This is a genomic window from Streptomyces sp. NPDC037100, from assembly GCF_055606225.1.
Window position 1 is genome coordinate 311,200 of sequence record NZ_JBVJSX010000005.1, and the last position, 25,838, is coordinate 337,037.

Consider the following 25,838-nt stretch of genomic DNA (forward strand, 5'->3'; position numbering starts at 1 on the left):
AGCTTAGGCCTCAGATCGCGCAGCCCGCATGCGCCAGCGCCTGCTTCAGCAGCACCCCGTGCCCGCCCGGCATCTCGCTCTGCACCGCCTCCGAGACGGCCTCCTGCGGGCTGAACCACACCAGGTCGAGGGCGTCCTGCCGGGGCCGGCAGTCACCCGTGACCGGCACGATGTAGGCGAGGGACACCGCGTGCTGGCGCGGGTCGTGATACGGCGTGATGCCCTGCGTCGGGAAGTACTCCGCGACCGTGAACGGCTGGAGCGACGCCGGGACCCGGGGCAGCGCCACCGGGCCGAGGTCCTTCTCCAGGTGGCGCAGCAGGGCGTCGCGGACGCGCTCGTGGTGCAGCACGCGGCCGGAGACCAGCGTCCGGCTGACCGTACCGTCGGGCCCGATGCGCAGCAGCAGACCGACACTGGTCACTTCGCCGCTGTCGTCGACGCGGACCGGGACGGCCTCGACGTACAGGATCGGCATGCGGGCACGTGTCATCTCCAGTTCGTCGGAGGACAGCCAGCCGGGCGTGGTTTCGGTCATGTCAGACATTGCTTGATCATACTTTCAGCCGTTCGGACTTCCTGGGTAGCCGCTTCAGGGGAACTGTGACCGGCCCCACGCCTGTTCAATCGTCCTGAGGTCGCTCGTTCTGCAGCCGGTAGACCCGAAGGGCATTGTCCCGCCCGGCCCACCGCGCGATCCGCAGTGCGTCCGGCAGGGCCAGTTCGTCGGAGTCCACCCGCTCCTGGAGCAGCTCCGCCAGTCCCTGCCGGAAGGCGAGCGCCCCGAGGTGGTGGAACTCGGGCACACCGTAGGCGTCGGAGCTGTACAGCAGTTTGCGGAACGGTGTGATCTCCAGGGCCTCCGCGAGGACCGCACCGGCCCGCGCGGGGCCGACGTAGTGCAGGGTGAGGCCGACGTCGAGGTACACCTGCTCGAAGACCGCCGCCAGATAGGCGGCCTGCCGCTGGTAGGGCCAGCAGTGCAGGAGCAGGACGGGGATCGTCCCGGCGGTGAGGTGCAGCCAGTCAGTGAGGTGCGTGGGGTCGACGCGGTGCAGCCGGATGTCGTTGTCACCGAAGCCGGTGTGCAGCTGGAGCGGCAGACCGAGGTCGACGGCGGTCCACAGCAGATGCCGTACGAGGACCGGGTGGTCGAGACGTCCGCCTCTGCCGAGCCAGGACCGGGCCGCCTTGGTGACCTCCGCGTCCGACGGGCGGGCCGGGTCCAGGTCGAAGCCGGTGCGGTAGGCCGCCACCGACTTCACGGCCACCACGCCGGGCCGCCGCACGGCGTCCAGTGCGGCTGCGCGGAAGGCGTCCGCGTACCCCTCGGGTTCGACCCCCGCGGCCCCCACCGACTCCGCGACGCCCTCAAGCCGTACGACCTCGTACGACGTCCCGCCCGCGGCCTCGGCGATGTCCCGGGGCGTGGTGATGCGATCGGGGGCGTAGCCGGTGTCGACGCAGAAGACGTCCGTGCCCGTCGCGCGCAGGAAGCGGCGCTGCACCTCGCGCCAGCCGAGTTCCGACCGGCGGGCGAGGTACTCCCCGGGGGGAGCGTGCCGGGGCAGGTCGAGCAGGGGAGCGCAGTGCCGGCGCACGGCGACGCCCACGGGGCTGTCGAAGGGCGAGACACCGGGCCACGCCTCGCCCTCCGTGAGGAGGGACTCGAAGGCGTCCCGGCCGAGGTCGGCCGGGACGGTGCCGTGGCAGTGGTGGTCGACCAGCCGTACGGAGTCGAGCGCCTCGCGGACCGCGGTCATGTCAGTACTTCCAGCGGTACGCCGCCGCCACCTGGTCGTCGTCCAGCCCGGCCACGGACGCCAGCTCTCCCCGCCGTACGGCGATCACCGCGTCGGCCAGGACCGGGCCGAGGGCCGTCCGCAGGACGTCGTCCGCGCGGAACTCCTCGACGGCTCGCTCCAGCGACACGGGCAGCCGCCGCACACTGCGGGCGGCCGCCTCCGCCTCGCCCAGGTGGGCAGGGTCGCCGGTGGTCTCGTCGGGGAGGACGGCGGACGAGGTCAGGCCGTCCAGCCCGGCGACGACCAGGGAGCCGATCGCGAGGTAGGGGTTGGCAGCCAGGTCGACGGGCTTGATCTCCAGGTTGGCGGCCCGGTCGCGCAGGCCCGCGGTGCCCGTGACGACGCGGAGCGCGGCCTCCCGGGTCTCGCGGCCCCAGGCGGTGAACACCCCCGCCCACTGGGAGGGCCTGAGCCGCAGGTAGCTGGCGGGGCTCGGGGCGGTGACGGCCATGAGGGCGGGCAGGTGGGCGAGGATGCCGGCCGTGAACGACTCCGCCTGGGCCGTCATGCCGTACCGGCCCGCGCCGCCGGAGTGCAGGTTGACCCCGTCACGCCAGGCGGACAGGTGCACGTGCCCGCCGTTCCCGACGCCCTGGCCCACGACCGCCGGGGCGAAGGAGACCCTCAGCCCGTGCCGCCCGGCCACCGCCCGGACGGTCTGCCGGACGAGCACGCTGCGGTCGGCCGCCGCCACCGGATCGAGGGCACCCACCGAGATCTCGAACTGCCCGGCCGCGTACTCGGGATGGACCTGTTCGACCTCGATGCCCTGGGCCGCGCACGCCGCCAGCACGTCGGCGGTGTAGTCGCCGAGCTCGACCTGACGGGTGGCCCCGTACGCCGGTCCGGTCGTCGCGGGCACGAACGCGTCGCCGGGGGCGTCGCCGCGGGCCACCGTCCACTCGACCTCGATGGCCGCCTTGAAGGTGAGGCCGTGCCGCTCGGCCGCCGCCGTCACGATCCGGCGCAGGAGCGTGCGGGTGCAGCCGGGATGCCGATCGCCGTCCTGGGTGATCCGGTCCACCGGCGCCCACGCCCAGCCGGGCTGCCCGGCCAGGACGACGAGCCGGTCCAGGTCCGGGTACAGGCGCAGATCGCCGTCGGGGGAGCCCAGGACGTCGGTGGTGACGACGGAGTCGTTCGCCAGGAACGTGTCGAACACGGGCGACATGCCGACGCCCCAGGCCGCGGCGGAGGAGAGCCGGGCCGTCGGGACGGTCTTCACCCGGCCGACGCCCGCGGTGTCGACGTAGGCCAGCACCACACCGTGCACACCCCGGCCGGCGAGCTCGCCGCTCAGCGCGGTGGCCCGCTCGACGTCGCCGGGACGGCCACCGGGCACGGGGTCGGCCAGGGTGGTCATGCGTCCTCCCGCGGTTCTGCGGACTTCTGCGACGAGGGTGGCGCCGTCAGGGCTTGACGGCCACCGCACCGTACTGCGGCACCAGCACGGCCGATCCGGGCTCGGCGCGCCACTGCCCGCACGACACCATGCCGGGTTCGAGCAGCTCCAGGCCCTCGAAGAACGCGGCGATGTCCGCGCCGCTGCGGGCCGTGATCGGGGGAGTGGCGTTCTCGTTCCAGAACTTCATGGCCGGGATCTGGCCCGCGCCGCCCAGCTCGTCGTCGAAGGTCGGATGGGTGAGCACCAGGAAGCTGCCCGAGGGCACCGCGGCCATCACCCGGCGCACGATGTCCCGGGCCTTGTCGACGTCCAGGACGAAGTTGAGGATGCCCAGCATCATCACGGCGACGGGTTCGGTGAAGTCGAGGGTGTGCCCGGCCCGTTCGACGATGGCGTCCGGGTCGTGCACATCGGCGTCGATGTAGGCGGTGACGCCGTCGTGGGTGCCGGTGAGCAGGGTGCGGGCGTGCACCAGCACGATCGGGTCGTTGTCGACGTAGACGATGCGCGCGTCGGGCGCGAGCCGCTGGGCGATCTCGTGGGTGTTGTCCGCCGTCGGAAGTCCCGTGCCGATGTCGAGGAACTGCCGCACGCCGCACTCACCGGCGAGGAACGACACGGCCCGGCCGAGGAAGTCCCGGTCCGCCCGGGCGATGTCCCGGATGATCGGGAACATGCCGGCGACGTGCTCGCCGACCCGCTGGTCGACCTCGTAGTTGTCCTTGCCGCCGATCCAGTAGTTCCACACGCGCGCGTTGTGCGCCACACCGGTGTTCAGTCTCGTCGACCCTCCCGAAGGGGTGTGGCCATCACTCACGACTCGTCCTCTCCTCGCCCGCACGACCCAAGCCGGTCATCGCCGTCATTGTGCCGCTCCGATGATCAGCTGTCCTCGGAATCGGCGGAGCGGGAACGGCGGTTGGCGCCGGCAAGGAGCTTCTCGGCGTGTCGAACGGCCTAGGTGGGGCTCGCGGCGGGCGACTTCCCGGCCAGGACGTCCTCCAGCCGCTGGGTGCCCTGCTGCACCGCCTGCTTGGTGGAGTCGTTCTCGTCCCCGTCGAGTCCGCCCGCCGTGACGGTGATCGCGTCGTCGCCGACCCGTACGGCGGCGACGTCCAGGGTGAGCGTGGCGTCGTTGCCGTCGACCGAGCCCTGCACCGTCACGCGCAGGCCCTGCCGGGCGTCGCCCACCTTGGGCAGCGAGATCTCGATGACCTGGACGGTGCGCTTCTCCTTGCCGTCGGTCACGGTGAACTGGTCGCACTTCTCGGGCAGCGTCGCCAGCCAGTTCAGGGAGTCCTGCGGATCGGTCCGGTCGTAGGAGGCGACCTGGTACAGCAGGCGGGAGTCGCCCTGCTCGAAGCCGCGCAGCGCGGACGCGCCCGACGGCCGGCCCAGCAGGTCGTCGTCGAACAGGGAGTCGAGGAGCCGCTGGCAGTCGGAGGCCTGGGCCTTGGCGGTGAGGAAGTCGGAGACGTCGACGGTGCCGATGAGGAGGCTGTCGTGCCAGTTCTCCGCCTCCGTGTCCTTGACCTGCGTCCAGTCGTCCTCGATGTCCGCCTCGGTGATCAGCGCGGTGCGTGCGCCGTCCGTGGAGAGGGTGGCGGTGGGGGAGGGAGCCTGCCGCATCTCGGCGACCTGGGAGGCGGTGACGCCGGAGACGCGCGAGCCGTCCGTGCCGCCGTCGTCCGAGCAGGCGGCGGTGGAGAGCAGCGTGCCTGCCGCCAGGGAAGAGGAGAGAACACGGACGAGCCTGGACGGACGACGGGTCATCGGGAGGGCCTCCTGAGAACGTGACGCGTGCGCTCAGCGCACCACCGCCACCGGCGGCCCACCACCGGCGTCGGACCGTTCGGGTGAGCGCCGCCGGGGGCGCTCGGGGCTCACCTGCCGGGCCCTGGCGTCAGAGCCCGTGCGCGCTGTTCAATGAAACTGCACAGTGTGCACCGCCTCCCGAGCAGAGGAGCCGCCCGTGTCCCCCGCCGTCGTGCCGCCCGTCGGCGCGCGCATCCGGCAGGCGCGCCTGGAGCGCGGGACTAGCCTGCGCGCGCTGGCCCGTCAGGTCGGTGTGTCGGCGAGTCTCGTGTCGCAGATCGAGACCGGCAAGAGCCAGCCTTCCGTCAGCACGCTGTACGCGATCACCACGGCGCTGGGGATCTCCGTGGAGTCGCTCTTCGACGCCCGGGAGAGTGCACAGAGGATGGTCCCCCAGAGCGTCCGGGAGGGTGCGGCGGCGATCCCGCCCGCTGCGTCCCCCGCCGCGTCCGCCGCTGCGTCCCCCGCCGCGTCCGCCGCTGCGTCCCCAGCCGCGTCCACCGCCACCGTGCCGCTCGCCCTCACCGCCTTCGCCGCCGAGCCGGGGCGGCGGATCGGGCCGCTGGTCCCCGCGGGCGGGCGCGAGAGGCTGGAGCTGGACTCGGGGGTGGTGTGGGAGCGGCTCGGGCGGGTCCCGGGCGCGGAGACAGACTTCCTGCTGGTGACGTACCGGCCCGGCGGCTCGTCCTCCGGCTCGGGAGCGCTGATGCGGCACCCCGGTACCGAGTACGGCCATCTGACCTCCGGCGAGCTGGTCCTCACCCTCGCCTTCGAGGAGTACACGCTGCGCCCGGGCGATTCCGTCTGCTTCGAGTCGACGACCCCCCACCGTTACCGCAACGATGGAGAGGTACCGGCGGTGGGCGTCTGGTTCGTGTCCGGCGATGTTCAGTGACGCTTGACACCCATCGCGCACGGGCGTTCACTCCGAAGTGGGGGTGGTCGCCATGGCGATCCGCACATACGGCCCCAACGCCGTCGACTGGGAAGAGCGCATCGACCTGGACCGGCTGCGCGGACAGCGGCTGGCCCGGCTGCACTCATCACTGAACCGCTCCGCGCTCGGCGCGGTGCTCACCTTCGACTTCGCCAACATCCGCTACATGACGGCCACCCACATCGGCACCTGGGCGATGGACAAACTCATCCGCTTCGCCCTGCTGGTGCGCGACGGCGAACCGGTCGTCTGGGACTTCGGCTCCGCGGCCCGCCACCACCAGCTGTACAACCCCTGGCTCGACCACGACGACGGCGAGGGCGGCCCGCCCACCGGCGCCCGGGCCGGCATCTCCACCCTGCGCGGCGCCTTCCATCCGGACGCCGGGATCGCCGAGGACGTGGCGGCCAAGATCGCCGCCGAGCTGCGCGGCCACGGGCTCGCGGGCGAACCCCTCGGCGTCGACGTCGCCGAGATCCCGGTCCTCGCCGCGCTGCGCGCCGAGGGCATCGACGTCGTCGACGGACAGCAGGTGTTCCTGGAGGCCCGCCGCATCAAGACCGGTGACGAGATCGCCCTGCTCACCCAGGCCTGCGCCATGGTCGACGCGGCCTACGAGGAGCTCTACGGGTACCTGCGCCCGGGGGTGCGCGAGAACGAGTGTGTCGGCGTGGTCAGCAAGGTGCTGTACGACCTCGGCAGCGAGTACGTCGAAGGGGTCAACGCCATCTCGGGCGAACGCTGTTCGCCGCATCCGCACGTCTACAGCGACCGCCTGGTCCGCCCCGGCGACCCGGCCTTCTTCGACATCCTGCACAGCCACCTCGGCTACCGCACCTGCTACTACCGCACGTTCGCCGTGGGCAGCGCGTCGCGGGCGCAGCAGGACGCGTACGTGCGCTGCCGGGCGTACATGGACGAGGCGATCTCCCTGGTCCGGCCGGGCGCCACCACCGCCGACATCGTGCGGGTCTGGCCGCGCGCCGAGGAGTTCGGCTTCGCCGACGAGACCGCCGCCTTCGCCCTCCAGTACGGCCACGGCGTCGGGCTGTCGATCTGGGAGAAGCCGATCTTCAGCCGTTTGGTCTCCCTCGACCACCCCGAAATCCTCCAAGAGGGCATGGTGTTCGCCCTGGAGACGTACTGGCCGGCCGCCGACGGCTGGTCCGCCGCCCGGATCGAGGAGGAACTGGTCGTCACCGCCGAGGGCTGCGAGGTCATCACCAAGTTCCCCGCCGAGGAACTGCTGGTGGCCGGACGCAAGTACTGGACGGTGGGCGGCGAACTGAACACCCGCCGCGAGGCGCAGTCCCACCTCAACACCGGGGACCGCGTGCGGGCGGGCACCGGGGACCGCTCATACGCGGAGACCGGGGACCGTTCGCACGCCGAGGCCGGGGATCTTTCGCACGCGGAGGCCGGGGACCGCTCATACGCGGAGGCCGGGGACGGTTCGCACGCCGAGGCCGGGGACCGTTCGCACGCGGAGGCCGGGGACCGTTCGCACGCCGAGGCCGGGGACCGTTCGCACGCGGAGGCCGGGGATCCCTCACACGCGTACACCGCGGACCGGCGGCGGACGAGCCACGGGGACCGCTGATGGAGGCCACCGCACTCCTCGACCGGTACGAGCGGATGAACGTCATCCGCCGGACGGAGAAGGCCGCCCACGACCTGTTCCTGCAGGGGCTGGTGAAGGGCACCACCCACCTCGCCGCCGGGCAGGAGGCGATCGCAGTGGGCGCGAGCGCCGCCCTGCGCCCGGACGACTATGTGTTCGCCACCTACCGAGGCCACCACCACGCCCTCGCCCGGGGCGCCACCCCCGAGGAATGCCTCGCCGAGCTCATGAGCCGGGCGACCGGGCTGTGCCGGGCCAAGGGCGGCTCCATGCACCTGACCAAGGCGGCCACCGGCATGCTCGGCTCGTACGCCATCGTCGGCGCCCATCTCCCGATGGCGGTGGGCGCTGCCTGGTCGGCCCGGCTGCGCGGCACCGAGCAGCTCGCGGTCGCCTTCTTCGGCGACGGTGCGACCAACATCGGCGCCTTCCACGAGTCGCTCAACCTGGCCGCCGTGTGGAAGCTGCCGGTGCTGTTCGTGTGCGAGAACAACCTCTATATGGAGTACACGCCGATCGCCGACGTCACAGCCGTGCCCCGCCCCGCCGCCGACCGCGCCCCCGCCCACGGCATCCCGGGCGAGGTCGTCGACGGCAACGACGTCGTGGCGGTCGAGGAGGCCGTGGGGCGGCTCGCACGGCGGGCCCGGGCCGGAGAGGGGCCCGCCGTGCTGGAGGCCGAGACCTACCGCCACTTCGGGCACAGTCGCGCCGACCCGGCGGCCTACCGCCCCGCCGAGGAGGTCGAACGCTGGCTGAAGCACGACCCGTTGGACATCGCGCGGGGGCGCCTGGCCGAGCTCGGGGTGGCCGAGGAGACGGTCGCCGCGGCCGACGGGCGGGCCCGGGCCGTGGTGGAGCGGGCCGTGGAGGCGGCGAAGGCCGCGCCGCCGCCCGATCCGCAGGAGGCACTCACCGACGTGTGGGCGGACGGAGGTGCCGCATGGCGGACGTGATCACCTACCGGGACGCGGTCGCCGAGGGCATCGCCCGCGAGATGCGGCGGGATGCGTCGGTGGTGTGCCTCGGGGAGGACATCGGCGCGGCCGGAGGCGTGTTCAAGACGACCACGGGGCTGCTGGAGGAGTTCGGAAGCGAGCGCGTGTGGGACACGCCCATCTCCGAACAGGCCATCGTGGGTGCGGCGATGGGCGCCGCCATGACCGGGATGCGGCCCGTCGCGGAGATCATGTTCTCCGACTTCCTGGCCTGCTGCTGGGACTACCTCGCCAACGAGATCCCCAAGGTCCGCTACATGACCGGCGGCCAGGTGACCGTGCCCCTCGTCGTGCGCACCGCCAACGGCGGCGGACTCGGCTTCGGCGCGCAGCACTCCCAGGCCACCGAGAACTGGGCCCTGACCGTCCCCGGGCTCAAGGTCGCGGCGCCGGCGACACCCGCCGACGTCATCGGCATGCTGGCGGCCGCGATCCGCAGCGACGACCCGGTGGTCTTCTTCGAGCACAAGGGACTGCTCGCGGCCAAGGGCCCGCCGCCCCCGCCCGAGCACGTCGTCGAGCTGGGCCGGGCCGCGGTCGTCCGCGAGGGCGCCGACATCACGCTCGTCGCGCTCGCCTCCATGGTCCCCCTGGCCCTCGGGGCCGCCGACATCCTGGCAGGGGAGGGCATCGAGGCCGAAGTGGTCGACCTGCGCTGCCTCGTCCCGCTCGACGCCGCGACCGTCCTCGCCTCGCTGCGCAGGACCTCCCGGCTCGTCACCGTCGAGGAGAACCCGTACCAGGGCGGCTGGGGCGCCACCGTCGTCTCGGTCGTCGCCGACGAGGGATTCGGCCTGCTGGACGCGCCCGTGCGGCGAGTGGCGGGGGAGTGCGTCCCGCTGCCGTTCGCGGACGCACTGGAGGAGCAGGTCATCCCCACCGTCGACAAGATCGTCACGGAGGTGCGCCGGCTCGCCGCGTACTGAGCCGCACACCCGCACCGAACACCCCATGGGAGGAAGCGCGATGACCACCAGGACACTGCTGCGCTCCGGTCACGTGATCTCGATGGACCCGGGCATCGGGGACCTGCCCCAGGGGGACGTCCTCATCGAGGACGGCCGGATCGCGGCCGTCGAGCCCGAGATCAGCGCCGACGCCGAGGTCCTCGACATGAGCGGCCACATCGTGATCCCCGGCTTCGTCGACACCCACCGCCACACCTGGGAGGCTCCCATCCGGGGCGCCGCCCCCGACGCCACCCTCGACGACTACTTCGTCGACATCCTCGACACCTTCGCCCCCCTGTACACCCCGGAGGACGTGTACGCCGGCAATCTCGCGGGCGCGCTGGAGTGCCTCAACGCCGGCATCACCACCCTCGTCGACTGGTCGCACATCAACAACACCCCCGAGCACCCGGACGCGGCGATCCAGGGCCTGGCGGAGACCGGCATCCGGGCGCAGTACGCGTACGGCAGTGCCAACACCTCCCTCGCCGAGTACTGGTTCGAGAGCAGGATCGCGATCCCCGCGGACGACGTACGGCGGATCCGGTCGACGCACTTCGCGTCCGACGACGGCCTGCTGACCATGGGCCTCGCCACCCGCGGTCCCGGGTTCTGCCTCGACGAGGTCGTCACCGCCGAGTGGGCCTTGGCGCGCGAGCTGGGCCTGCCGATCACCGTGCACGTGGCCATGGGGCGGCTGGCCGGCCGCTTCGGCATGGTGAAGCAGCTCCACGGCCTGGGGCTGCTCGGCCCCGACACCACCTACGTCCACAGCTGCCACCTCAGCGGGGAGGAGTGGCGGATGGTCGCCGACAGCGGCGGCACGGTGTCGGTCGCGCCGCAGGTGGAGCTCCAGATGGGGCACGGCTGGCCGCCCGTGATGCAGGCCATCGAGTACGGCCTGCGGCCCGCGCTCAGCATCGACGTCGTCACCACCGTGCCGGGCGACATGTTCACCCAGATCCGCGCGGCCTTCGCGGCCGAGCGCGCCCGCGTCAACGCCGACTGCTGGCAGGCCAACATGCCCGTGCCCAGCACCATGCTGACAGCACGTCGGATGCTGGAGATCGCCACCGTGAACGGCGCCCACGTCGCCGGTCTCGAGGACCGTACCGGCTCTCTGACGCCCGGCAAGCGCGCCGACGTCGTCGCGATCGACGCCACCGCTCCCAACGTCGCGCCGGTGCACGACGCGGTGGCAGCGGTGACGCTGTGCGCCGACGTCTCCAACGTGGACACCGTCCTCGTCGACGGCGTGATCCACAAGCGCGACGGCCGACTCCTCGGTGACACCGCCCGCGCCCTGCGGCTCGTCGGCGACTCCCGCGACCGGCTCCTCGCGGCGAAGGAGGCCAAGGGGACGAAGGCTCCGGCATGACGAATCACCTGGTGCGCCACGCCGCCGACCTACCCGAACCGCCCTTCGACGGCCACGGGCACCGGCGCCGGGCACTGGTCGGCGAGGACGAGGGCAGCGTCCACACAGGTTTCGGGCTCTGCCAACTGCTCCCGGACGGCCGGGTGCCCGCTCATGTGCACTCGTACGAGGAGAGCTTCCACCTCCTCGACGGGGCCGTGATCCTCGACCTGCCCGAGGGGTCGTACCTGCTGGAGAAGGGCGACTACGGCCTGTTGCCGACCGGTGTCCCGCACGCCTGGCGCGGGGCCGGGGGCACCGGCGGCCGCTGGGCGGACATGCTGGCCCCCGTGCCGCGCGCCCGCTACGGGCACGACACCCTGGCCGTGCCGGACCTGCCCGCGCGCGAGCCGGTCCGGGTGGACGTGCGCGACCCGCGCACCCGCGGCTTCGGCCGGTTCGAGCCCGGCCAGATGGATCCCGGCAGTCAGTCCCAGGAGCTGCTGGCCGTCACGGCGAGCATGCGGACCGCGCTGCTGGTCTACAGCGGGATCACGGTGAAGATGATGATCGACGGCGATCTGGGCGCGGTCGCCTCGACCATGTTCATGGTGCAGTACGCGTCCGACGGGGTCATCGGCACCCACGACCACCCCTTCGAGGAGACGTATCTGATCCTGGAGGGCGTCGCGGAGGCCACCCTCGACGGCGAGCGGCACCGGCTGGAGCCCGGCGACGTGGCCTGGGCGGGCGCCGGGTGCGTGCACGGGTTCGTCAACGCGGGGCACGGCCCGCTGCGCTGGCTGGAGACCCAGGCGCCGCAACCGCCGTCACGGCACTCGTACCGGTTCACGCGGGACTGGGACTACCTGCGCGCGGCACTGGAGGAGAAGTCATGAGCAGTGTGCTCGTCGTCGGCGGCACGTCCGGGATCGGGCTGGAGTTCGCCCGGTCGCGCGCCGGAAACGGAGACGACGTGGTTCTCACCGGCCGCGACACCCAGCGGGCCGAAGCGGTCGCCAAGGAGGTCGGCGCCCGCGGACTCGCCCTCGACCTGGCACGGCCGTTGGAGATCGCGGCGGCCCTGGCCGGTATGGGGCGCGTCGACCATCTGGTGATCGCGGGCGTCTCCCGGGACGACAACAAGGTGACCGACTACGACATCGACGCCGCCCTGCGCCTGGTCACCCTCAAACTCGTCGGGTACACGGAGGTCGTGCACACGCTGCGCGGCCGCCTGCACGACGACAGCGCCATCGTGCTGTTCGGCGGCCAGGCCAAGGAACGCCCCTACCCGGGCGCGACGACGGTGGCGACGGTCAACGCTGGGGTGCGGGGCCTGATGAACTCCCTCGCCGTCGAGCTGGCTCCCGTCCGGGTCAACGCCGTGCATCCCGGTGTCGTGGGCGACAGCCCGTACTGGCAGGCCAAACCGGAGAAGGTGCTGGCCACACTGCGCACGGAGACACCCACGGGGCGGCTCGCCGCGATGGCGGACGTGGTGGACGCGGTGGACTTCCTGCTGCGCAACCGGTCCGTCAACGCCGTCGAACTGACCGTGGACGGGGGTTGGCTGCTGGGGTGAGCCGGTGGCCGGTCGGAAGGGAGGGCGGCTGCTCGGAGGCGGTCGGTCAGTCGGCGCGGCGCAGTGCGTCCTGCGCCACCTCCTTGTCCACCGCCGCCCGCACCAGCGCGGCGGCGAGGACGGCCGGGTCGGTGTCCCCCGCCAGTTCGGTGAGGCGCTCCGGATCCCGGGGCAGGTTCAGCCGCTCGGCGCCCTGGAGGGCCTTGGCGTCCAGGTAGGGGGCCGCCTCCGGCCAGACGCCCTGCGCCTCGCGCAGAAAGATGTCGGCGCCGGCAGGCCCGATTCCGGGGAACTCCTGCAGGAGCCGGCGCAGTTCGGAGACCTTGCCGTCCGCCTCCCGGCGCAGCCGCCGCAGATCGCCGCCCCACCGCTCGGTCAACAGCTCGGCGGCGTCACCGAGCTGGGTGGCCGTACGTTCGTCGTAGCGCCGGTATCCGCCCCGGCCCAGCGCGTCGACCCGTTCCTGCCAGGCGGCCTGCGCCATACGCCGCGGATCGCGCAGCCCCGCCTCGTGCAGCGCACGGGCGGTGGCCAGCGCGATCGAGCCGCGGATGCGGGCACTGAGCAGATGGGACAGCACCAGCAGCCGGTACAGCGGCTGGGGCGTGTCCTTCAGCCCGATGCCCGCCTCCTCGGCGTACGTCCGGCCGTGCGCGCCGAGAAGTTCCCGTACGACGCGCTCCGGGCGGTCCACGGTCTACCCCTTCAGCGGATCGTGCCCGATGGTCATCAGCCGGTGCCTGCGGCGGGTGTCCTCGGCCGTCACCTCGGGCTCGGGCTCGTTCTCGAGGTCCACCTCCTCGGTGACCTTGTCCACGACCTTCCGCATCACGCGCAGGTCGTCCTCGGTCAGGTCGGTGCGCCGCTTCTGGAGGATGGCCAGGACGTGTTGTCCGGTGGCCGGGCCCGCCTGGTCCGGCAGCGGCTCGGTGGCCTCGTCGGCGTCGCGGACCCGCAGCCATGCCGCGAGTTCCTGCGAGGTCATGTTCACCACGCGGTGGAAGTCCTCCCACAGCGCGTCGAGTTCGAGGGCGTCGGTCATCGTCTGCCCCTTTCCGTACGTGGGTGTCGCGCGCCGGTCCGCCCGCGCGTCAGCGGTGGAAGTTCTCGGCGTCGAACATCCACCGCTGCTTCTCCAGCTCCGCGGTGATGCTGATCAGAAGGTCCTGGGTGACCGGGTCCGCCTTCTCGGTCGCGTCGATGCGTTCACGCAGCCGGGCGACCGCGTCCTGCAGCGCCTCCACCATCACCTGCACGGCGTCCGAGTCGCGCACCCAGCCCTCCTGCGGGGCGGGCAGCGTGAAGGCCTTGGCGACGGTCTCCGGCCGGCCGTCCGGCGGGACGCCCAGCGCCGCGGACCGCTCCGCGACCGTGTCGGCGAAGTCCCGGGCCGCGGTGACCAGCTCGTCGAGCTGGAGGTGGATGGACCGGAACCGCGGTCCGACGATGTTCCAGTGCGCCTGCTTCCCGACCAGCGAGAGCCCGAGCAGATCCACCAAGGTGTCCTGGAGTGCCTCGCAGGCGACCTTTCGGGCGTCGTCGGGCAGGGTGCTCCGCACAGTCGTCATAGGGCGCTTCTCCCTCTCGCGTCGTTCCTGGTCGTCCGGAGCAGTGCGTCGCGCTCCTCCTCGCCGGTGCCGCCCCACACGCCGGCGGCCTGGCCGCTGCTCAGCGCGAAGTGCAGGCACGGGTCGGTCACCGGGCAGCGCGCGCAGACCCGCTTCGCGGCGCTCACGTCGCGCAGGGCGGGGCCGGCGGTGCCGACGGGAAAGAACAGCTCGGGGTCCTCGTCCACGCAGGCGGCGCTCCGCAACCACTCCATGAACGCGCGGGTGCCCCGGACGCTTCGGTGCAAACGCGACGCATGGGCATCGCTGACCTGCGATACCACTGCGGGGAACGCGGGGAGGCGCGGAATCTTCACAGCCGGCGGGCCAGGGCTTATAGTTCGAAACTAGCAGTGCTAATTAATGCGCGTTGATGCGCGATGTGAGGAGCCCTCCGTGCGTCCCGTCCACTTCGCGGCCGCCCGCCGCACCCCCATCGGCAAGCTGCGGGGAGCCCTCTCATCGGTCCGCCCCGACGACCTCGCCGCCACGGTGGTCCGCGCCCTGGTCACCGGCGTGCCCGTGCTGGACCCGGCGCGGATCGACGACGTCTACTGGGGCGCCGCCAACCAGGCAGGCGAGGACAACCGCAACGTCGCCCGCATGGCCGCGCTGCTCGCGGGCCTCCCCGATTCCGTGCCCGGAGCCACGGTCAACCGCCTCTGCGCGTCGGGTCTGGAAGCCGTGACCACGGCCGCCCGCACCATCGCCGCCGGCGAGGCCGACATCGTGATCGCGGGCGGCTCCGAGTCCATGAGCCGCGCCCCCTTCGTCCTGCCCCGCCCCGACGAGGCCCTGCCGCACCGCATGGAGACCGCCGACACCCGCCTCGGCTGGCGCCTGGTCAACCCGGCGATGCGCGAACTGCACGGCCTGCTGGCCATGGGCGAGACGGCCGAGGAGGTCGCCGCGCGGTACGGCATCCCGCGCGAACGCCAGGACGACTTCGCCCTGCGCAGCCACCAGCGCGCCGCCCTGGCCCGCAAGAACGGCCACTTCGACGACGAACTCCTCCCCGTGGAGCGCCCCGACGGCGTGGTCGTCGACACCGACGAATGCGTCCGCGAGGACACCTCGTACGAGAAGCTGTCCCGGCTCAAGCCGGTCTTCCGCGACGGCGGCACGGTCACCGCGGGCAACGCCTCGCCGATGAACGACGGCGCCGCCGGCCTCCTCCTCGTCAGCGAGGACGCCCTGAACGACCTGGGCCTCGAGTCCCTCGGCCGCTACGTCGCCGGCGCCTCCGCGGGTGTCCACCCCGACGTCATGGGCATCGGACCCGTCCCCGCCACCCGCAAGGTGCTGGCCCGCTCCGGCTGGAGCGTGGGCGACCTGGAGGAGGCCGAGTTCAACGAGGCCTTCGCCGCTCAGGCCCTGGCCTGCGTCGATCAACTCGGCATCGACCCGGAACTGGTCAACCCCAGCGGCGGCGCCATCGCGCTGGGCCACCCCCTGGGCTGCTCCGGAGCCCGCATCCTGACGACGCTGCTGCACCGCATGCGGCGCACGGGAGCGGGGCGGGGACTGGCCACGATGTGCGTCGGGGTGGGGCAGGGGAGCGCCGTCCTCGTCGAGCGGCCCTAGGTCGTGTCCGCAAAGTCCCGTCGTCCGCCCGGAGGGCGGGCCCCGCGGTGTCTGGTGCGTGCTCTCGGCGTGCCGGGCGGAGCCCCTCGTACTGGACGTACTTGGGTCTTCGTCCGGTGCGGCGAGAGTGCGTGCCAGGCGTCGTGGGGCAGGCGGGACTTTGCGGACACGACCTAGCACTGCCGGCGGCGCCCACCAGGCGAGACAGCGCTTACGAGCGCCGGTTCGTTGCACATAGCATCAGTGTTCGCATGAACACCATGACGCTCTGGCACATCACCGGCTGGGAGTTCGCCGCCCTCGCCTTCGCGGCCCTGCTCGTCGGCTTCTCGAAGACCGCCGTGAGCGGGGCCAACACGGTCAGTCTGGCCATCTTCGCGGCGGTGCTGCCCGCCCGCGCCTCCACCGGCGTGCTGCTGCCCGTGCTGATCGCCGGCGACCTCCTGGCCGTCGCCACCTACCGGCGGCACGCGCACTGGCCCACGCTGTGGCGGCTGTTCCCCGCGGTGGCCGCGGGCGTGGTCGTCGGCACGGTGTTCCTCCTGTGGGCCGACGACGCGGTCGTACGGACCTCGATCGGCGCGATCCTGCTGCTGATGGCGGCGGTGACGGTCTGGCGCCGGCGCACGGCCGACAGGGAGGAGGAACCGGAGTCGGTCACCACCCGGTCGGGCCGGCTCAAGGCCCGTTCCTACGGTGTCCTGGGCGGCTTCACCACCATGGTGGCCAACGCGGGCGGGCCCGTGATGTCGATGTACCTGCTCTCCGCGGGCTTCCGCAAGCTCGGCTTCCTCGGCACCTCGGCCTTCTTCTTCCTGATCGTCAACGTCTCCAAGCTGCCCTTCAGCGCGGGCCTCGGCCTGATCGACGGCCGCTCCCTGCTCCTCGACCTCGCGCTCGTGGCGTTCGTCGTGCCCGGCGCACTGTTCGGCAAGTGGGCCGTGCACCGGATCGACCAGCGGCTGTTCGAGCAGCTCGTCATCGCGGCGACGATCGTGGGCGGTCTGCAGCTATTGCTGCGCTGACTCCCGCAGCAGCGCCGGAAGGTCCGCGAAGGAGTCGATCACGTGGTCGGGCGTGCCGTCGGCGGCCCGCAGCGTCTCCTCCTGAAACTTCCCGGTCCGCACGAGCACCCCGGTGACCCCGGCCCGCTGAGCCGCCAGCACGTCGGACTCGACGTCGTCGCCGACCATCACCGCCTCGTCCGCGCCGACGCCCAGCCGTGCGAGCGCCGACGCGAAGAACGCCCGCGCCGGCTTGCCGGTGATCTCGGCCTCCACCCGCGCGGCCCGCTCCAGCCCGGCCAGGAACGCCCCGGTGTCCAGCCGCAGCCCCTCGGCCGTACGCCAGTACAGGTTGCGGTGCATCGCCACCAGCCGGGCCCCGCGCTGCAGATGCCCGAAGGCCCGGTCGAGCTCCGCATAGCCGAACTCGGGACCGGCACCGCCGACCAGCACGACATCCGGCACGCTGCCGGTGTCGCCCGCCTCGACGACGGTGACACCGTCCAGGTCCTCCGCGATGTCACCGCTGTTCAGCAGCGCGCACCGGGCACCGGGACAGTGCTCGGCCAGGTATGCGGCGGTGGCGGCGGGCGCCGTCAGGATGTCCTCGGCGGACACCGGGAACCCCGCCTCCGCCAGCGTCCCGGCGATCGACGCCCGGGTACGTGAGGTGGTGTTGGTGACCAGCAGGACGCCGAGCCCGGCCTCCCGGATCTCCCGCAACGCCTCGACGGCCCCGGGCAACGGCCGCCACGAGACGGTGAGCACCCCGTCGATGTCCACGAGCACGGCACGCACGGACTCCATGCCAGGACGATAACGACCGGGGGCCGTGCTCGCCGGTCGGCACCCGGCCGGCCCCAGGCAGAACGGGACCTCGTACGCTCGACGCCGTGTCCCCTCACGTCCTGATCCTCGGCGGCACGACCGAGGCCCGTGCCCTGGCCGCGGTGCTGTCCACGCGCCCCGGCGTCCGCGTCACGACGTCCCTCGCGGGGCGCGTCGCCGAGCCCGGGGCGCTCGACGGGGAAGTGCGCGTCGGGGGCTTCGGCGGGGCCCGGGGGCTGGCCGGTTGGCTGCGGGAGGAGGGCGTGGACGCGCTCGTCGACGCCACACACCCCTTCGCCGAGTCGATCACGGCCAACGCCGCCCGCGCCGCTACCGAGACCGGTGTCCCCGCCGTGGTGCTCCGCCGGCCCGGATGGCGGCCCGGCCCCGGGGACCACTGGCACCCGGTCCCTTCACTGGACGCCGCCGCGGACCTGCTCCCACACCTCGGCCGCCGGGTGTTCCTCACCACCGGGCGCCTCGGCCTGGCCTCCTTCGCCCACCTGACGCGCCTCCACTTCGTCGTGCGGTCGGTGGATCCCCCCGAGCCGCCGCTGCCCCCCGGCGCCCACGTGCTGCTCGCCCGCGGCCCGTTCACCGTTCCGGGGGAGACGGCCCTGCTGCGCGAGCACCACATCGACGTCCTGGTGACCAAGGACAGTGGGGGAGCGGCCACAGCGGCCAAACTGACGGCGGCCCGGGACCTCGGGCTGCCGGTCGTGGTCGTGGAGCGGCCGCCGCTGCCGGACGGCGTGACGGCCGTAGCCGATGTGGAGGGCGTGCTGGAACGGCTGGGGCTGGGGTAGGGCCCTCACACCGAGCCGGCCTTGAGGGACTTCTCCGCACGGCGATCCTCAGCATCTCTCCGTACAGGCCGATGCCCTTGCCCAGCACGAACAGGTGCTGGGGTTCCAGCCACGAGCCTGGGCTTCGTGCGCAGGCCGCAATGTCCGCCCGGGTGCCTGGTGACGGGCCCGCCGGTCCCGTCAGTCGCGGGGGTGCCGGCGCAGCAGATAGGTGTCCATGATCCAGCCCTTGCGTTCACGGGCCTCGGCCCGCAGCCGCTCGATGCGTGGTGCCGCCTCGGCGATCGGGCCGGAGACGAGGATCTCGTCCGGGGTGCCGATGTAGGCGCCCCAGTAGATGTCGACGTCCTCCCGCGCGTACTGCCGGAAGGTCTGGTGGGCGTCGAGCATCACCACCACGTCGTCCACGCCCTCCGGGAAGCCCTCGGCCAGCCGTCGGCCGGTGGTGATCTGCACCGGCCGGGCGACGCGGTTGAGGCCCGTGCGGTGCCGGGCGACGAGCGCCGAGACGCTGCTGATGCCGGGCACGACGTCGTACTCGAACGCCACGGCGCCCCGCTCCAGCACCTCCTCCAGGATCCCCAGCGTGCTGTCGTACAGCGACGGATCGCCCCACACCAGGAAGGCGCCGGTCTGCTCCTCGCCGAGCTCCTCGGCGATCAGCCGCTCGTAGATGTCGGCACGGGCGCTGCGCCAGTCCCCGACGGCGGGGGAGTAGGCCGAGCCGCCGGCGCTCCGGTCCCGCTCGGGGTCACGCGCCTCGACGACGCGGTACGTCCCCTCGGGCACGTGTGCCTCGAGCATGTCCCGGCGGAGCCCGGTGAGGTCCGCCTTCACCTCGCCCTTCTCCAGGATGAAGAACACGTCCGTGCTCCGCAGCGCCCTGACCGCCTGGAGGGTGAGCTGGTCGGGGTCGCCCGCGCCGATACCGATGACATGAATCTTTCGCACGCCCCGAGTCTGCCGCACGGCGTGGACGGCCCTTTCACCGCGGTCGCCCTGCCGGCGGCCGCCCGCCCGCCGCCGCGGTCCGGGTTCAGCCCTCTCGGCGTGCCGGTCGGCTCCCGGGCGTCCCGCTCCGCAGCCGAGGCGCCCGCGCCCCCGCGTCCACCGCCCGGCCGTCCCGCTCCACCTGCCCGGCCAGCTCCCGCGCCCACTCAGCCACGCTCGCGACGTCGATCCCGTGCGGCAGGGCCTGCCCGGCCTCGGACACCCAGGCCTCGGCCGCTCCCGCCCCGCGGCGCAAGAGCCGGGCGCCGCCGGTCAGGTTCCCCCGGGCGGCGTGCGTGAGCCCCACGGCGAGCTGGGCGAGCCCGCGCCACAGCTCGCGCTCCTGGTCGGGCCCCGACTTCCACGCGTCCTCGAAGACCTCGTGCGCGTGGAACGGCTTGCCCTCGTCCAGCAGCCGCTGCGCCTCGGCGACGGTCTCCTCGGGGGTGCGGACGACGCCCTCGGGCTGCCGGGGCACACCGTCCGTGCCGTACGGCAGGGGCCGTCCGAGGCCGTCCCGGGGCCGGGCGTTGCGCGCCCGCCCCTCACCGTCGCGGTCCCGTGTGTCGCCCGGCCGGCCCGAGCCGGTCTCTCCTGTGCTGCCCATAGACCGATTGTCCCGCCCGGCCCGTTTTCGGCGCGGCCAGGGGTGTGGGGTAAGGTGCTGTTCGCGCGATCACGCGGCTCACCGCGGGTGGCGCGCACCGGGACGTGGCGCAGCTTGGTAGCGCACTTGACTGGGGGTCAAGGGGTCGCAGGTTCAAATCCTGTCGTCCCGACAGTTCGATGGGCTGTCATCGTAGGTCAGGGCCTTGGATCACTTCGGTGAGACAAGGCCCTTGATCGTTTCTCGGGGTCGCGTCTCACGGTTCCTCACAAACGTGGATGACCTTCGCCGGCTGCGCCCTTCCGCGCCGTCTTCATCTCGCCGTCGCGTGCCTTGTACTCGCGCTCGCCGCATGGCGGCCCCCCCTTCCGTGATCGCGGCTTCGCCCGGGCGGTGCGGTTCCCTGGCAGATCGATGAGCGATTCGATGCGTTATGTCCTTGATGTTGCTTTAAGTGGTCTTTAGTGTTCGCCGCAGGAAACGCTGCGAGGTCCGAGTCTCGTGCCATCGTCCGGAAGCGAGGTGTGGAGCGGTGCACGTGAGGTGCGGCTGCCGGCCCGTTTCGGGTCGGAAGGGACGCCCCAAAGGGGCGCGATGGTTGCGGGCGTTCGCCGTACTGCCGTTGCTGGCGTCGGTGCTCGCGGCTTGTGGCAGCGACGAAGGCTCCGGTACGCCCACCCTCAACTGGTACAACTTTCCCGACGACTCCGGTGCGCTCCAGAAGGCGGCCGACCGGTGCGGTCAGGCGTCGGGCGGTCGCTACCGGATCAGCTACAACAAGCTCCCGCGTGCCGCGGACGGCCAGCGCCAGCAGCTCGTCCGCAGACTCGCCGCCGAGGACGACTCGCTCGACATCCTGGGCCTGGACGTCACCTGGGCGGCGGAGTTCGCCGAGGCGCGCTGGATCCGGGAATGGACGGGGGCGGCGAAGCGCCAGGCCGTGAAGGGCACCCTGCGCGTACCGCTGCAGACCTCGACCTGGAAGGACAGGCTGTACGCGGTCCCGTACAACACCAACACCCAGCTCCTGTGGTACCGCAAGGACCTGGTGCCCACTCCGCCCAGGACCTGGGCCGAGATGCTGGACATGGCCGGCGCCCTCGCCCGGCAGGGCAAACCGCACTTCGTCGAGATCCAGGGCGCCCAGTACGAGGGCCTGACCGCCTGGTTCAACACGCTGATCAACAGTGCGGGCGGCTCCATCCTCAACGCGAGCGCGACCGCGCCCTCCCTCGGCCCTCCCGCTGTGCGGGCCGCGGGCATCATGCGTGATCTGGCGAAGTCCCCGGCCGCGGACCCCTCCCTGCCCAACCAGATGGAGGACCAGAACCGTCTCGCCATGGAGTCGGGGGTGGCGGCGTTCGAGCTCAACTACCCGTTCGTCTATCCGTCGATGAAGGCGAACAACCCCGCGCTGTTCAAGAACTTCGGCTGGGCGCCGTACCCTCGGGTCGACGCGAACCGCCCGGCGCGGCCCACCATCGGCGGCATCGACCTGGCGGTGAGCGCCTACTCGCGCCACCCCGACCTGGCCTTCGAGGCGGCGCTGTGCCTGCGCAACCGGGAGAACCAGCTCACCGCCGCGCTCGAGGGCGGTCTGCCGCCCACCCTGCGCGCCCTGTACGACGAGCCCGCGTTCATGAAGGAGTACCCCTTCTCCGCGGAGGTGCTGGCCGCACTGGAGTCGGCGAGCGTGCGCCCGATCACTCCGGTCTACCAGAACGTGTCGATCGCGGTCTCCCACACGCTGTCTCCGCCGTCCGGGATCACACCGGAGAGCTCGGTCGACACCATCGGGGACCAGATCGACGAGGCCCTGCGATCCGAGGGTGTGATCCCGTGAACCACCACCTCCCGCACCACTTCGCCGCCCCGCGCCGCCGCGCGCGGGCCGCGTACCCGGGCGGCCCGAGATGAGCACGCGGGCGCAACCCGCCGGGCCACCACCGCCCCCCGAGGCGGAGACGGAGCCGGCGGGACCGGACCGGGCGGCGCTCTCGGCGGGGGCCAGGCAGGAGCGGCGGCTCGGCTGGCTGCTCTGTGCGCCGGCCGTCGTCGTCATGGTCGCCGTGACCGCCTACCCCATCGGATACGCCGTCTATCTGTCCCTGCAGCGGTACGACCTGCGCTTTCCCGGACGGGCGGAGTTCGTGGGCCTGAGCAACTACGGGGCGGTGCTGTCCTCCCCGTTCTGGTGGGACGCCTTCTGGGTCACGCTGTTCATCAGCGCGGTGTCCGTGGCGATCGAACTTGTCCTCGGAATGGGGCTCGCCCTGGTCATGCACCGCACGATCTTCTGGCGCGGCGCCGTCCGCACGTCCGTTCTCATCCCGTACGGGATCGTCACCGTGGTCGCCGCCTTCTCCTGGCAGTACGCCTGGACCCCGGATCTCGGATACCTCGCCGAGTTGCTGCCCAGTGGGGAGGCTCCACTGACCGAGCAGTGGCCCGCCCTCTGGCTGATCATCCTCGCCGAGGTGTGGAAGACGACGCCGTTCATGGCCCTGCTGCTGCTCGCGGGCCTCGCGCTGGTCCCCGAGGAGACCTTGAAGGCGGCCATGGTGGACGGTGCGACCGCCTGGCAGCGCTTCACCAAGGTCATGCTGCCGCTGATGAAGCCGGCCATCCTCGTGGCACTGCTCTTCCGCACACTGGACGCGTTCCGGATCTTCGACAACATCTACATCCTGACCGCGGGCGCCCAGGGGACCGGCTCGCTGTCGATCCTCGGGTACGACAACCTGTTCACCGCGCTGAACCTGGGCATCGGGTCGGCGATCTCGGTCCTGATCTTCATCTGCGTCGGGATCATCGCCTTCGCCTTCGTCAAGCTGTTCGGCGCCGCCGCACCCGGCGCGGAGGTGAAGCGCTGATGGCCGCCGTGGGTAAGACGCATGCCCTCCGATGGGGCGTCGTGAACGTGGTGGTGATGCTGTACGCCTTGTTCCCGGTGTGGTGGATCGCCGCGCTGTCGTTCAAGGATCCCAGCACCCTCACGGACGGCGACTACATCCCCCGGGACTGGACCCTGGAGAACTACCGGGGCATCTTCGACACCTCGGAGTTCACCCGCGCACTGATCAACTCGATCGGTATCGCCCTGATCGCCACGGTGATCGCGGTGGCGCTGGGCACCATGGCCGCGTACGCGGTGGCCAGGCTGCGCTTCCCCGGCAAGCAACTGCTCATCGGCATGTCCCTGCTGATCGCCATGTTCCCGCCGATCTCCCTGGTCTCACCGCTGTTCAACATCGAACGGATCATCGGGATCTTCGACACCTGGGTCGGGCTGATCATCCCGTACATGACCTTCTCGCTGCCGCTCGCGATCTACACCCTGTCGGCGTTCTTCCGGGAGATCCCATGGGATCTGGAGAAGGCCGCCAAGGTCGACGGGGCGACGCCCGCACAGGCCTTTCGGCTGGTCATCGCGCCGCTGGCCGCGCCGGGCGTGTTCACCACGGCCATTCTCGTGTTCATCTTCTGCTGGAACGACTTCCTGTTCGCGATCTCGCTGACGTCCACCCAGTCAGCGCGCACCGTGCCGGCCGCGATCGCGTTCTTCACCGGGAGCTCCCAGTTCCAGCAGCCCACGGGGTCGATCGCCGCCGCCGCGGTGGTCATCACCATCCCGATCATCGTTTTCGTCCTGTTCTTCCAACGGCGGATCGTCGCCGGACTGACCTCCGGGGCAGTCAAGGGCTGACCGGGGAAGGCAAGGAGGCACCAGCCATGGCCGAGATCATCCTCGAGGGAGTCACCAAGCGCTTTCCGGACGGGTCCCTCGCCGTGAAGGACGTGGACCTCGAGATCGCCGACGGCGAGTTCGTGATCCTGGTCGGTCCGTCGGGATGCGGAAAGTCCACCACCCTGAACATGATCGCCGGACTCGAGGACATCACGGAGGGCACCCTGCGCATCGGGGACCGAGTCGTCAACGACCTGGCCCCCAAGGAACGTGACGTCGCCATGGTGTTCCAGAGCTACGCCCTGTATCCGCACATGAACGTCCGGGAGAACATGGGCTTCCCGCTGCGTCTGGCCAAGGTGGACAAGGACACCATCGACGCCAAGGTGACGCACGCCGCCCGGATCCTCGACCTCACCGAGCATCTGGACCGCAAGCCCGCCAACCTCTCGGGCGGTCAGCGCCAGCGGGTGGCCATGGGGCGGGCGATCGTCCGTGATCCCGAGGCGTTCCTGATGGACGAGCCGCTGTCCAACCTGGACGCCAAACTCCGGGTACAGATGCGCACCCAGATCTCGCGGCTGCAGCGGAACCTCGGTACGACCACCGTGTACGTCACCCACGACCAGACCGAGGCGATGACGCTGGGCGACCGCGTCGTGGTCATGAGACAGGGCCTTGTCCAGCAGATCGGCACCCCCGCCGAGCTGTACGACCTGCCGCGCAACATCTTCGTCGCGGGCTTCATCGGCTCCCCGGCGATGAACTTCCTGAACGCCACCCTCGAGGGTGGCGCCCTGCGCTCGTCCCTGGGCGACCTCACCCTCGACGACCGAACGAGGCAGGCGCTGGAACGCCAGAACGCGCCCCGTGAGGTCATCGTCGGGCTGCGACCGGAGGCATTCGAGGACGTGGCCCTGTCACACGACCGGGGCCGGACGGGCCCGGCCGTCACCGCCACCGTGGACGTGCTGGAGTCCCTGGGCTCCGACGCGTACGTCTACTTCACCGCGGAGGGCGGACCCGCCACGACCACCGAACTGGAGGAGCTCGCCAAGGACTCGGGCCTGCGCGACACCGGCGCGGACACCCAGCAGATCGTGGCCCGCCTGGACGCCGCCACGCGTGCCCGCGAGGGAGAACCGGTAGAGCTGCAGGTCGACATGGCCAAGGCGCACGTGTTCGACCCGGCGACCGGAGCGAACCTCACGCATCCACTGAGGGCGAACTGACGACGCACCACACAGGGCACGATCCCCCCGGGTCTCCTCGGCCGCCCGGCCCGAGGAGAACCTGGCCGCGGTGGATCTGGATCCGACCCCGGAGCAGCGCCCGGCTGGACGCGGTGCACTGACACCGTGGACCGTGGAGGAAGACGGCATCCGGACCTCCGGAAGGAGCACCGGCCATGACCACCCGCCCGGCCCACCCCGCCGCCCGCTCGATCAGGACCACCCCGGAAGGCCTCATGTGGGAGCCCAGCGAGCGCTGGGTGCGCGGCCGCAAAGGCGACGTCACCGTCGTCGACAGCCGCCACCCGGTGCTCGTCTGGGAGCCTCACCTGCCCGTGCCGCAGTACGCCTTCCCCGAGGAGGACGTCCGCACCGACCTGCTCCGCCCGGCCGGGAGCCCGCCCACGGGCACCCACACCGGCTCCCGGGTCTTCTACGACCTCGACGCCGACGGAGAGCTGCGTGAGAACGCGGCCTGGACGTTCCCCGCCGACGACCTGGCCGGCCACATCGCCTTCGAATGGTTCCTGCGCACCGACACGGGCCTCGACCACTGGTACGAGGAGGACGAGGAGATCTTCATCCACCCCCGTGACCCGCACAAACGCGTCGACGCGCTGCCGAGCAGCCGGCACGTGCAGGTCGAGATCGACGGGCGGGCCGTCGCCGACAGCCACGCTCCCGTCCTGCTCTTCGAGACGTCCCTGCCCACCCGGTACTACCTCCCCCGCGAGGACGTCCGCCTCGACCTGTTCGACGCCACCGACCACCACACCGGATGCCCCTACAAGGGCACCGCCTCCTACTGGTCCTGGCGCGGCGGGGCCGACGTGCCGCCCAACCTCGCGTGGACCTATCCCGAGCCGTTGCCCGCCGTGGCGGCGATCCAGGGGCGCGTCGCCTTCTTCAACGAGGTCGTCGACATCACGCTGGACGGCGAGCGCCTGGAGCGGCCGGACACGCCGTTCAGCCGGATGCTGCGGGGGCGGAGCCGCTCCTGAAGCCGTCGAGCGGGGCGG

26 protein-coding genes, 1 tRNA gene and 1 pseudogene are annotated in these 25,838 nt (G+C 71.9%); 16 read left to right on the top strand and 12 right to left on the bottom strand.

The annotated features are described in order from the left end of the window. Positions 1-10 precede the first annotated feature (10 nt). The 5 genes from ACZ7EG_RS18885 to ACZ7EG_RS18905 form a co-directional block, all read right to left on the bottom strand. Positions 11-547, bottom strand: coding sequence for an NUDIX hydrolase family protein (locus tag ACZ7EG_RS18885; RefSeq protein WP_471079602.1), 537 nt, complete (start codon positions 545-547; stop codon positions 11-13). Between the two features lie 76 nt (positions 548-623). Then, positions 624-1,763 carry an amidohydrolase family protein gene (locus tag ACZ7EG_RS18890; RefSeq protein ID WP_471079605.1) on the bottom strand — a complete coding sequence of 380 codons (1,140 nt, stop codon included), beginning with the start codon at positions 1,761-1,763 and terminating at the stop codon, positions 624-626. Position 1,764: 1 nt separating this feature from the next. After that, a complete protein-coding gene (locus ACZ7EG_RS18895) occupies positions 1,765-3,168 on the bottom strand; it encodes a type I glutamate--ammonia ligase (protein ID WP_471079608.1) in 1,404 nt (467 codons plus the stop codon). A 46-nt stretch (positions 3,169-3,214) separates the two neighbouring features. After that, entirely contained in the window at positions 3,215-4,027 is an 813-nt protein-coding gene (locus tag ACZ7EG_RS18900) for an SAM-dependent methyltransferase (protein WP_471079611.1), read from the bottom strand. Between the two features lie 140 nt (positions 4,028-4,167). Beyond that, positions 4,168-4,983, bottom strand: coding sequence for a hypothetical protein (locus ACZ7EG_RS18905; protein ID WP_471079614.1), 816 nt, complete (start codon positions 4,981-4,983; stop codon positions 4,168-4,170). A 199-nt stretch (positions 4,984-5,182) separates the two neighbouring features. Here ACZ7EG_RS18905 and ACZ7EG_RS18910 point away from each other — a divergent pair, with 199 nt between their 5' ends. The 7 genes and pseudogenes from ACZ7EG_RS18910 (at position 5,183) to ACZ7EG_RS18940 (ending at position 12,473) form a co-directional block, all read left to right on the top strand. After that, positions 5,183-5,920 carry a helix-turn-helix domain-containing protein gene (locus ACZ7EG_RS18910; protein ID WP_471079617.1) on the top strand — a complete coding sequence of 246 codons (738 nt, stop codon included), beginning with the start codon at positions 5,183-5,185 and terminating at the stop codon, positions 5,918-5,920. Positions 5,921-5,972: 52 nt separating this feature from the next. Further along, positions 5,973-7,289: pseudogene (locus tag ACZ7EG_RS18915) on the top strand (M24 family metallopeptidase); the annotation flags it as partial. 272 nt (positions 7,290-7,561) lie between these two features. After that, positions 7,562-8,539, top strand: coding sequence for a thiamine pyrophosphate-dependent dehydrogenase E1 component subunit alpha (locus tag ACZ7EG_RS18920; RefSeq protein WP_471079620.1), 978 nt, complete (start codon positions 7,562-7,564; stop codon positions 8,537-8,539). Beyond that, positions 8,527-9,507: an alpha-ketoacid dehydrogenase subunit beta gene (locus ACZ7EG_RS18925; RefSeq protein ID WP_471079623.1), complete on the top strand. Its 981-nt coding sequence runs from the start codon at positions 8,527-8,529 to the stop codon at positions 9,505-9,507. The genes ACZ7EG_RS18920 and ACZ7EG_RS18925 overlap by 13 nt, the downstream gene beginning before the upstream one ends. Before the next feature lie 40 nt (positions 9,508-9,547). Beyond that, positions 9,548-10,909, top strand: coding sequence for an amidohydrolase family protein (locus ACZ7EG_RS18930; RefSeq protein WP_471079626.1), 1,362 nt, complete (start codon positions 9,548-9,550; stop codon positions 10,907-10,909). After that, positions 10,906-11,787, top strand: a complete 882-nt coding sequence (locus ACZ7EG_RS18935; protein ID WP_471079629.1) for a cupin domain-containing protein — start codon at positions 10,906-10,908, stop codon at positions 11,785-11,787. The genes ACZ7EG_RS18930 and ACZ7EG_RS18935 overlap by 4 nt, the downstream gene beginning before the upstream one ends. Beyond that, entirely contained in the window at positions 11,784-12,473 is a 690-nt protein-coding gene (locus ACZ7EG_RS18940; RefSeq protein ID WP_471079631.1) for an SDR family oxidoreductase, read from the top strand. Before ACZ7EG_RS18935 ends, ACZ7EG_RS18940 begins: the two co-directional genes overlap by 4 nt. Before the next feature lie 46 nt (positions 12,474-12,519). Here ACZ7EG_RS18940 and ACZ7EG_RS18945 read toward each other — a convergent pair whose 3' ends face one another. From ACZ7EG_RS18945 to ACZ7EG_RS18960, 4 genes are read right to left on the bottom strand one after another with little or no spacing between them, the layout of a single operon-like run. Next, a complete protein-coding gene (locus ACZ7EG_RS18945) occupies positions 12,520-13,167 on the bottom strand; it encodes an HhH-GDP family DNA glycosylase (protein ID WP_471079634.1) in 648 nt (215 codons plus the stop codon). A gap of 3 nt (positions 13,168-13,170) precedes the next feature. Further along, positions 13,171-13,515 (bottom strand): DUF3140 domain-containing protein, encoded by a 345-nt coding sequence (locus tag ACZ7EG_RS18950; protein ID WP_471079637.1) that lies wholly within the window; start codon positions 13,513-13,515, stop codon positions 13,171-13,173. 49 nt (positions 13,516-13,564) lie between these two features. Then, positions 13,565-14,041, bottom strand: a complete 477-nt coding sequence (locus ACZ7EG_RS18955) for a Dps family protein (protein ID WP_471079640.1) — start codon at positions 14,039-14,041, stop codon at positions 13,565-13,567. Beyond that, positions 14,038-14,295 carry a WhiB family transcriptional regulator gene (locus ACZ7EG_RS18960; RefSeq protein ID WP_471079643.1) on the bottom strand — a complete coding sequence of 86 codons (258 nt, stop codon included), beginning with the start codon at positions 14,293-14,295 and terminating at the stop codon, positions 14,038-14,040. The genes ACZ7EG_RS18955 and ACZ7EG_RS18960 overlap by 4 nt, the downstream gene beginning before the upstream one ends. Positions 14,296-14,476: 181 nt before the next feature. Here ACZ7EG_RS18960 and ACZ7EG_RS18965 point away from each other — a divergent pair, with 181 nt between their 5' ends. Further along, entirely contained in the window at positions 14,477-15,664 is a 1,188-nt protein-coding gene (locus tag ACZ7EG_RS18965) for a thiolase family protein (protein ID WP_471079646.1), read from the top strand. A 251-nt stretch (positions 15,665-15,915) separates the two neighbouring features. Then, positions 15,916-16,689 carry a sulfite exporter TauE/SafE family protein gene (locus ACZ7EG_RS18970; RefSeq protein ID WP_471079649.1) on the top strand — a complete coding sequence of 258 codons (774 nt, stop codon included), beginning with the start codon at positions 15,916-15,918 and terminating at the stop codon, positions 16,687-16,689. On the opposite strand, the gene ACZ7EG_RS18975 is transcribed toward ACZ7EG_RS18970, so the two are convergent. After that, positions 16,675-17,475 (bottom strand): HAD-IIA family hydrolase, encoded by an 801-nt coding sequence (locus ACZ7EG_RS18975; protein WP_471079652.1) that lies wholly within the window; start codon positions 17,473-17,475, stop codon positions 16,675-16,677. The genes ACZ7EG_RS18970 and ACZ7EG_RS18975 overlap by 15 nt on opposite strands. A gap of 86 nt (positions 17,476-17,561) precedes the next feature. Between ACZ7EG_RS18975 and ACZ7EG_RS18980 the strand changes: the two genes are divergently transcribed. Continuing rightward, positions 17,562-18,302 carry a cobalt-precorrin-6A reductase gene (locus tag ACZ7EG_RS18980; RefSeq protein ID WP_471079655.1) on the top strand — a complete coding sequence of 247 codons (741 nt, stop codon included), beginning with the start codon at positions 17,562-17,564 and terminating at the stop codon, positions 18,300-18,302. A gap of 180 nt (positions 18,303-18,482) precedes the next feature. Here the strand turns inward: ACZ7EG_RS18980 and cobF are convergent, their stop codons facing one another. Next, entirely contained in the window at positions 18,483-19,253 is a 771-nt protein-coding gene (gene cobF, locus ACZ7EG_RS18985) for a precorrin-6A synthase (deacetylating) (protein WP_471079658.1), read from the bottom strand. Between the two features lie 85 nt (positions 19,254-19,338). Beyond that, a complete protein-coding gene (locus ACZ7EG_RS18990; RefSeq protein ID WP_471079659.1) occupies positions 19,339-19,899 on the bottom strand; it encodes a DUF309 domain-containing protein in 561 nt (186 codons plus the stop codon). A gap of 98 nt (positions 19,900-19,997) precedes the next feature. On the opposite strand from ACZ7EG_RS18990, the gene ACZ7EG_RS18995 reads away from it, so the two are divergent. The 6 genes from ACZ7EG_RS18995 to ACZ7EG_RS19020 all read left to right on the top strand — a co-directional run bounded on the left by ACZ7EG_RS18995 (position 19,998) and on the right by ACZ7EG_RS19020 (position 25,820). Further along, positions 19,998-20,071, top strand: a tRNA-Pro gene (locus tag ACZ7EG_RS18995). A 426-nt stretch (positions 20,072-20,497) separates the two neighbouring features. After that, complete coding sequence (locus ACZ7EG_RS19000; RefSeq protein ID WP_471079661.1) at positions 20,498-21,742, top strand: ABC transporter substrate-binding protein; 1,245 nt, start codon at positions 20,498-20,500, stop codon at positions 21,740-21,742. A gap of 70 nt (positions 21,743-21,812) precedes the next feature. Beyond that, entirely contained in the window at positions 21,813-22,772 is a 960-nt protein-coding gene (locus ACZ7EG_RS19005; RefSeq protein ID WP_471079663.1) for a carbohydrate ABC transporter permease, read from the top strand. Then, complete coding sequence (locus ACZ7EG_RS19010; RefSeq protein WP_471079666.1) at positions 22,772-23,605, top strand: carbohydrate ABC transporter permease; 834 nt, start codon at positions 22,772-22,774, stop codon at positions 23,603-23,605. The genes ACZ7EG_RS19005 and ACZ7EG_RS19010 overlap by 1 nt, the downstream gene beginning before the upstream one ends. 26 nt (positions 23,606-23,631) lie before the next feature. After that, on the top strand, positions 23,632-24,819 hold the full coding sequence (locus tag ACZ7EG_RS19015; protein ID WP_471079669.1) for an ABC transporter ATP-binding protein: 1,188 nt from the start codon (positions 23,632-23,634) through the stop codon (positions 24,817-24,819). Positions 24,820-24,995: 176 nt separating this feature from the next. After that, a complete protein-coding gene (locus ACZ7EG_RS19020) occupies positions 24,996-25,820 on the top strand; it encodes a DUF427 domain-containing protein (RefSeq protein WP_471079672.1) in 825 nt (274 codons plus the stop codon). Positions 25,821-25,838 lie beyond the last annotated feature (18 nt).